General features: G+C 39.7%; 1 protein-coding gene and 2 tRNA genes. 2 read left to right on the top strand and 1 reads right to left on the bottom strand.

Annotated elements, in window-relative coordinates:
- Window positions 1–19 precede the first annotated feature (19 nt).
- Window positions 20–93 (top strand) — tRNA-Cys (locus P20439_RS17885).
- Window positions 94–130: 37 nt separating this feature from the next.
- Window positions 131–217: transfer RNA gene (locus P20439_RS17880), tRNA-Leu, on the top strand.
- Window positions 218–958: 741 nt separating this feature from the next.
- On the opposite strand, the gene P20439_RS17875 is transcribed toward P20439_RS17880, so the two are convergent.
- Window positions 959–2377: a sodium:alanine symporter family protein gene (locus tag P20439_RS17875; protein ID WP_036934701.1), complete on the bottom strand. Its 1419-nt coding sequence runs from the start codon at window positions 2375–2377 to the stop codon at window positions 959–961.
- Window positions 2378–2635 lie beyond the last annotated feature (258 nt).

Here is a 2635-nt window from a genome sequence, read left to right as displayed (position 1 = left end):
AAATTATTTGAAATGTTTAGGCGGAATGGCAGAGTGGCCATGCACCGGATTGCAAATCCGTTTACCCCGGTTCGACTCCGGGTTCCGCCTCCAAATAATTACTCCACACGCTTTAAATAGCAAACTCGATGCCCGAGTGGTGGAATTGGTAGACACAAGGGATTTAAAATCCCTCGACTAACAAGTCGTGCCGGTTCAAGTCCGGCCTCGGGCACCACTTTATACTCTCCCCGTTTATTCTAGTTTAACTATTCTCTGATTAAATTTTTAATCATCAAATCGCATAATCGAACTAGTATCTTATTCTTTACACTAAATTATTTCGTTTATTTGAAACCTTTATGTCTCACATTTTTTAAAAAGCCTATCCCATCAATATATTGCCTTTGATCATTTTTATAGCTCAAACTTGACGCTAGCTACGGAAAAACTCTCATTTAAAACAAAACACTAAATTTAAGCTTTGCTATATAAGATTTTTATAATTCAAAATAGACAACCTAATACTAAGCGGTTTATATAAAAGTAGTGGTATAAGACTCTTAAATGGAGTTGGTGGCTGTGTTTCGTTATATACATAAACCAAAGTCAGTATACAGTTACTTGTATTAACACCATTACAAAGCCATAAAGTGTATTAAGAGCGTTGATGTAAGCTGCTTAACTAATCGATTATAAGGAGGTATGAAATGCTTGATGATGCTGTTACTAGGAATATACAGACGAGGCTTATACGAATCCGCAATAATACTTAAATCATTTTGAGAGGCCAAACCTGACGCTAGTTACGTTAAAAATTCCTCATATAGAACAACTAAACATCGAAATTGTTGCTTTGCTATTAACACGATTTCTCTACCTCAAAATAGACTACTTAATTAAGCGAATTGGTACTAGACAATAAAAAACCCGAAATGGCCATGGCCGTTCCGGGTTTTTAACTTAAATCACTTTAAAGTTATTTGTGCCAAATACCTTTCGGAATAGTTTTATTAAGCTTGTTATTTTTACTCGGATCAAACGTTGGTAACTTACCAGCACGTCGTTGAGCGTTGTAATCTTTGGCAAGCCACACCACAACTCCTGAGAGCATAAATAGTGCGATTACGTTCACAATCGCCATTAGGCCCATAGACACATCAGCTAGAGTCCACACTAATGGTAATTCGCCAAGTGCACCAAACATCACCATACCTAACACTAATAATCTGAAAACCAACATGCCAGATGCGTGGTTATGCTCTAAGAATAATAAGTTCGTTTCGGCATAAGAATAGTTAGCTACAATTGATGTAAAAGCAAAAAACAAAATAGCGACCGCAACAAATATTGCGCCCCAGCTACCTACATGTTCTTCAAGGGCGGCTTGTGTAAGTGCTATACCTGTTACATCAGAACCTGGAACCAATTGTTCTGATAATAAAATAAGCGCGGCAGTTGCTGTACAAATTATAATGGTATCTACAAATACACCCAGCATTTGTACATAACCCTGTGACGCAGGGTGAGGCGGGTTAGGTGTTGCGGTTGCTGCAGCGTTAGCAGCGCTACCCATACCTGCTTCGTTTGAGAATAACCCGCGTTTGATCCCTTGGATCATCGCTTGCATAACACCATAACCAATTGCACCAGCGCCAGCTTGTTCAAGACCAAAAGCACTTCTAATTACATGCATAAATACATCAGGTAATTCAGTGTAATTTACGGCACATATATACAGTGCAACAATTAAGTAGGCAGCGGCCATAAATGGCACTGCTAATTCAGCAAATCGTGAAATTGTTTTTAGGCCACCAAATATGATGATGCCAGAACCAATAACGAGTGCGATACCTACTATATAGTTTGGAATACCAAAGGCGACTTCAAAAGCTGCAGCAATAGAATTTGACTGCACCGCATTAAAAACTAAACCAAAGGCTAAAATTAAACATAGTGAGAACACGATGCCCATCCAGCGTTTGCCAAGTCCGTATTCCATATAATAAGCAGGGCCACCACGAAAGTTGCCTTCTTCATCGCGTATTTTGTACGCTTGAGCCAATGTACTCTCTGCAAAACTAGTTGCCATGCCAATTAAAGCAATTAACCACATCCAAAAAATAGCACCAGCACCACCTAAATAAAGCGCGACTGCAACACCCGCCATATTACCGGTACCCACACGGGCTGCTAAAGAAGTACAAAATGCTTGGAAAGAGGAAATACCGCCATCTGACCCTTGGCGACTCTGAAACATAACTTTAATCATGTGTGGGAATTGTACAAATTGGATGAAACCAAGGCGTATGGTAAAAAATAGCCCAGCGGCTATTAATAAGTACACTAAAATATGACCCCATAAGAGACCACTTATACTATTTATTATATCTGTCATGTGTGTTGCCTAGTGAACGAGTTGTAAATATGCGGCGCAACTTACCACAAGCAAGGTAAATAGTTTAGTAAACAGCGCAAAAAAATGAGTTATCCACAGGGTTTTGTGGGTATCTTGTGTGTCTGGGTGGGGTATCTTTGGGGTAAGAATTAAATGCAAAAAAGCGTTTAAAAACGCTTGCGTTAAAATCGGATCTCCCTATAATGCGACCCCACTGAGACGGCAGAGCGCAACGCATAGCGTGGCACGAGCTACTCA

It is taken from the genome of Pseudoalteromonas sp. BSi20439 (assembly GCF_000241165.1).
Lineage (GTDB): Bacteria > Pseudomonadota > Gammaproteobacteria > Enterobacterales > Alteromonadaceae > Pseudoalteromonas.
The sequence above is the reverse complement of the archived record's forward strand: the minus strand, read 5'-3'. Positions and strand labels throughout refer to the sequence as shown.